Annotated in this window: 5 protein-coding genes; 1 reads left to right on the forward strand and 4 read right to left on the reverse strand. The window is 50.6% G+C overall.

Annotated elements, in window-relative coordinates:
• The coding region (locus tag ACTS3T_RS16055; RefSeq protein ID WP_462935261.1) for a lipoyl protein ligase domain-containing protein at positions 1 to 437 on the reverse strand (437 nt) is incomplete at its 3' end.
• 51 nt (positions 438 to 488) lie between these two features.
• Positions 489 to 1,217, reverse strand: coding sequence for a triose-phosphate isomerase (gene tpiA, locus ACTS3T_RS16060; protein WP_377966492.1), 729 nt, complete (start codon positions 1,215 to 1,217; stop codon positions 489 to 491).
• 391 nt (positions 1,218 to 1,608) lie between these two features.
• On the opposite strand from tpiA, the gene ACTS3T_RS16065 reads away from it, so the two are divergent.
• On the forward strand, positions 1,609 to 2,556 hold the full coding sequence (locus ACTS3T_RS16065) for a diguanylate cyclase (protein ID WP_377966494.1): 948 nt from the start codon (positions 1,609 to 1,611) through the stop codon (positions 2,554 to 2,556).
• A 73-nt stretch (positions 2,557 to 2,629) separates the two neighbouring features.
• Here the strand turns inward: ACTS3T_RS16065 and ACTS3T_RS16070 are convergent, their stop codons facing one another.
• Complete coding sequence (locus ACTS3T_RS16070; RefSeq protein WP_377966496.1) at positions 2,630 to 4,057, reverse strand: dihydrolipoyl dehydrogenase family protein; 1,428 nt, start codon at positions 4,055 to 4,057, stop codon at positions 2,630 to 2,632.
• A gap of 119 nt (positions 4,058 to 4,176) precedes the next feature.
• Entirely contained in the window at positions 4,177 to 4,920 is a 744-nt protein-coding gene (locus tag ACTS3T_RS16075) for a 2-phosphosulfolactate phosphatase family protein (RefSeq protein WP_377966498.1), read from the reverse strand.
• Positions 4,921 to 5,154: the final 234 nt, after the last annotated feature.

Below are 5,154 nucleotides of genomic sequence, written 5' to 3' on the forward strand. Positions count from 1 at the left end.
TGCCTAAACTGAGCGCTGCCAATCAGCTTGGCTCCGTGCGCTAGGGTTAAATCAGCCGCCGTAGACGTCGTAAAGCAGCCAGGGTTGTGAATATAGCCGCGCCCTGCTGTGCCATAAACCAAAGAAAATCCCAGCGATCGCCATCCTTGCACTAAAAATTGACACACTTGCTGATAAACCTGCTGCCGCTGCCCCGAAAACGCGGAGGTAATGACCGCATAGGTCAAATCACCCTGATGCAAAACTGCCCGCCCGCCGCTAGGCCGCCGAACTAAGGAGAGTGGCTGCCCCTGCCAGCTTAAATTCAGCCAGTGGGGAGGGTAATGCCGCTGATGATAGCCCAAAGAAATAGCCGCAGGCTGCCAGCGATAAAACCGCAGCACAGACGGTAGCCGCCCCTGGCAGTGCTGGTCTAATAGCCAGCGATCTATCGCCATTTGTTCAGACCCAGAAGCTGTCAGGGGGGGAATGTACCGCCAAAGCGTCACTTAAGTCTGATAGTTCACAATGCGGGCAAAGCCTTCTGGATCTAGGCTGGCACCCCCTACTAAAACCCCATCAATTTCGGACTGGGCCATAATTTCGTCTATGTTGTTAGGTTTGACCGAGCCACCATACTGAATCGGCACATCTGGATTCTTCAACTGGCTACGAATTCGGCCAATTACCTGATTGGCGTCGGTTGCATCGCAAGTATCGCCCGTCCCAATCGCCCAAATTGGTTCATAAGCAATAATCAGATTGTTTTGGTCAACGTCTGCTAATCCTTTGTCAATTTGCTGGGCGATATGAGCATCGGTTTCGCCAGCGTCTCGCTGCTGCTTTGATTCGCCCACACACAAAATGGGTGTTAAACCATACTGCTGGGCGGTTTTGAGGCGCAGATTAGCCGTTTCGTCCGTTTCGCCAAAGTACTGTCGCCGTTCACTATGGCCAATGACCACATAGCGTACGCCCAATTCCTTCAGCATCAGCGGTGAAACTTCGCCCGTGTAGGCTCCCTCTGTTTCCCAATGAACATTTTGAGCGCCAATCATGACCCGGCCACCGTGCAAATTTTTAGAGAGTGTGCTGAGCGCGGTAAAGGGTACACATAGAATCACTTCTCGATTGTCGGGGGTTTCGCTTAAGTGATCTAAAAAGCCTTTTAAGAACTCTAGCGCTTCGGCTTGAGTCTTATACATTTTCCAGTTGCCAGCAATAACAATCTTACGCACAGGTCTTCAGTTAAACAGCGTTTTCAATCTTCACATGCATCATTGCATCCTACCGGGAAACGTCTACCAGAATCAATTTTGCGGGTGACAAAACGCAAAGATGTTTTTTCAACCCCTGAGTCAACCTGAGATTGCATTAGTGACAGAGCCTTCTACCTGCCTGCAGATGATTAGCTGGGGCAATTTGGGCAAAATTAAATATAGCTTGATTAAGCTGAGATGAAGTGATGCCCGTGCAATAACAGGCAAGCTGTTTGTGGTCTAGTCTTCTTTTAGCTTTGATTGCAGCTTTAATTGCAGCAGTGCGCTTAGCCGTCAGTCTTTTAGGGGCACTCGCTACCAGTTTCAGCAGCGCTAACCATGCCTTTGATGCCAACTAATCAATCCAGAGATGACCAGTTTTCATCCTGAAAATTTCTCGATATTGATCGTCGATGATGTTGTTGACAACCTTGAAGTCATTAGCATCATGCTGACTGAGCAAGGTTACTATACGCTCAAGGCACCCAGCGGTCAACAAGCTTTGGTAGAGGCGCGGAATGCTTTACCTGATTTGATCTTGCTAGACCTGATGATGCCCGACATGAACGGTCTAGAAGCTTGCCGGATCCTCAAGGCAGATGCGCAAACCGCTGATATTCCGATTATTTTTGTAACCGCTAGCGATGAACGCGATCATCTGCTGCAGGCTTTTGAGTTAGGGGCTGTCGATTACATTACTAAGCCTTTTGATTGTTTTGAACTGCTGGTACGCATCAAAACGCATTTAGAACTTAAGCAGGTGCGTGATGAGCTGAAGCAAGCCCTGGCTGTGGTTGAAAAGCTGGCCGCTACGGATGAACTGACGGGGGTGGCCAATCGTCGTTATTTGTTAGAGATTGCGACTAAGGAATTTGAGCGGGCTAAGCGGTACGGGCGATCGCTGGCGATTGTCATGCTCGATATTGACCATTTCAAACTGGTGAATGATAACTATGGTCATCAGGTGGGCGATCGGGTGCTGCAGCAGATGGCAGCGGTTGCGGCTGAAACGTTGCGCAAAGGCGACACATTGGGTCGCATTGGGGGTGAAGAATTTATCGCATTGCTGCCAGAAACAGCCCCTAGTGAGGCCGAAGAAGTAGCCGAGCGACTACGCCAGAAAATTGCCAATTTGGCGATCGCCATTAGCCCTGAACACAACCTGCAAATTACGGTTAGTTTAGGGCTATCAGTCCATTTGGCAGGAGATGTCACGATTGACGCTATTATTACCCGAGCCGATGCTGCCCTCTACGTTGCTAAAGCTCAAGGCCGCAATCAGGTAGTTAGTTTGGTGGGTAATGAGATTGCCCCTTGAAGGCAAACACGCCGTTGAGCAGGGCAGGATCCCGCTCAAAGACGGTCGTTTTGGGGGCACCGATGAGGCATCCCTAAGCCACTGAGCGACGAAACTCAAAAAATTTCTGCAAAAAGTTTTGCAAAAAATCGTTTTCGGCGTACTTTTGCTTTTTCAATTGCAGCGCCGCCTTGCTGGTCACTTCAGCTAAGGTCGGGTAAACGTGAATGCCCGTCAGCGCATCCACCTTCAGGTTTTGACTCATGGCTAAAACGACTTCGTGGATGAGTTCTCCGGCGGCTGGGCCGACAATGTGCGCCCCTAAAATGTCGCCGTTGCTGCGGGTAATTATCTTGGCAAAGCCCAGACCAGCCGCCTCTGCTAAAGCTCGGTCAACCCCTGAAAACGCTTGCTTGAGAACGTAAACATCGTCATAGCGCGATCGCGCTTCTGCTTCTGTCAAACCTACTCGCGCTAGCTCTGGCTCCGTAAAGGTTGCCCAGGGAATTACCCGATAATCTGCCTTTTTAGTAGGCAAAAACAAGGCATTTTGCAAAACCACAGCCGCTTCATAGCCAGCAACGTGGGTAAACTGGTAGCCGCCAATGACATCACCCGCCGCATAAATATTGGGATTTGTAGTTTGCAGCTTTTCGTTGACCTTAATGCCTTCTTTGCCAACCTCTACAGCCGCTGCCTGCAAGTTTAACGAGTCAACGTTGGGAACTTGCCCTGTCGAGAGCAAAATTTCATCGACAACTAGGTGTTCTCCCTGGTTGGTCCAGAGATGCTTTCTGCCGTCAATGACCTCTACCTTTTCGGCTCGCTGGCCGTAAAGAATGCGTATCCCTTCGGCTTCTAGCTGCTGTTGGACAACGGCTGCCGCTTCTGGATCTTCCTTCGGCATAATCTGGTCGCGGCTAGAAATCAGCGTTACCTCGCTCCCTAGCCGATGAAAAGCTTGACCTAGCTCACAGCCAATCGGCCCAGCCCCAATTACTGCTAAAGCAGCCGGACGCGCCTGCAGCTTGAAGACGTTCATGTTGGTTAAATAGCCTGCTGGCTGCAGCCCTGAAATGGGCGGCAACGCTGGATGCGAGCCAGTAGCGATGACAAAGTTGCGGGCTTTGAGCTGCCGACCGTTGATCGTAAACGTTTTAGGGTCAGAAAATTGGCCGCTGCCAAAAATGACCTCTACTCCCAAAGACTCAAAGCGCTCGACTGAATCGTGGTGCTGAATCGTATCAATTACTTGATGGACATGATTGAGGGCTTCAGTGAGCTTAATTTCTTGTAGCTGGGTGTAGATGCCAAAGCGATCGGCCTGTTTGACGTCGTAAGCCACTCGAGCTGCATGAATGAGCGACTTGCTGGGCACACAGCCATAATGCAGACAATCGCCACCCAGCTTAGGCTCTTTTTCAATTAACACGACTTTAGCTTTGAGCTGGGCACCGGCACTGGCCACGACTAACCCCGCCGAACCCCCACCTATCACCACCAGATCGTAGTCAACTGCCACTTGTTTTCTCCCGCTGCTAAACGTTTGTAATGCTTTGAGCCTATGGGGAATAGCTGAATTCTAGCTGAGAAGCTCAAGAGAAAATAGCAAGTTTTTAGCCGTTCAAGGTGGAAAGAGCGCTACTGAATAGTCTGGGGCACCAGTACCCCGGCCTCTTGCTGAATCGGCACGATTGGTAAAATATCTAGCTGAGCGCAATATTCTAAATCTGCCAGGTTATTGAGCCTTAATAGCCGCTGACCGTGCGTTGCCTGCTGCATCAGCGCTAAAAGCTGATCTTGCCAGTGGAGATAGAGCGCTACAGCGGCCACTAAAGCATCGTTGCCCGCTAGCGTGTCAAACGTTGCTGCCGTAGCTGAAATAATGCCGTGAGCGATCGCCCCAGCACACACAGTATCTTCTAAAGAATAAGTGCCCTCCCAACCAGAACCTACCAGCCAAACCGTTTCTGGCTGTTTTCGCAGCAAAAAATCGACCGTGGCTTGGCGAGTCGTTAAGGCTGAGGTGATGACCGTTGGTGCTTGCTGAATTCGCTGTAGACAGCGCGTTCCGTTGGTGGTGCTCATAAAGAGCCGTCGCCCTTCGGTTTGCTCAGGGTTGTGATCGAGCGGCGAGTTGCCCAGATCACACCCTTCAACACGTGCCCCGCCTCGTTCACCGGCTCGGATCCGTTTCTCTTGGGGCCATTGTTCACTTGCCTGTAGCAGGGCTGTAATATCGCTAAAAACCTGAATCGCTTCTGCTCCTGCCGCAAAGGCAGCAGCCATTGTTGACGTTGCTCGTAAAACATCAATGGCGATCGCGCAGTCAGGGGCTTCGCCTGCGGGAACCTCTTCCGGAGTGTGGTAAACAAATAGCTTCACGGATGGGAGTTAGTTAAAGATTAGTGAACTGACAAGTTCTCATTTTAGGCGGAAGGTTCACCCTGAAGTGAAAAAATATAGCTGTCGCCACAAGCGTCAAGACACTTCAGTGGCTGAAAGCCGCTGACAGAAAAGTTTTTCTTCTACCTTCTCCCCTCCCCTTGTGCCGTTAGCTATAGTTGTGGCCGACATCGAATTGGGGGCTAACGCTTCTCATGGGCAGTTTGGAGCTGA

The sequence above is a fragment of the Almyronema sp. genome (assembly GCF_052168255.1).
GTDB classification, from domain to species: domain Bacteria; phylum Cyanobacteriota; class Cyanobacteriia; order Phormidesmidales; family Phormidesmidaceae; genus Sphaerothrix; species Sphaerothrix epifaneia.

Excerpts from the sequence above, each read along its gene's own strand:
- ACTS3T_RS16065 (WP_377966494.1), top strand. The coding sequence starts at position 1,609 with ATGACCAGTTTTCATCCTGAAAATTTCTCGATATTGATCGTCGATGAT.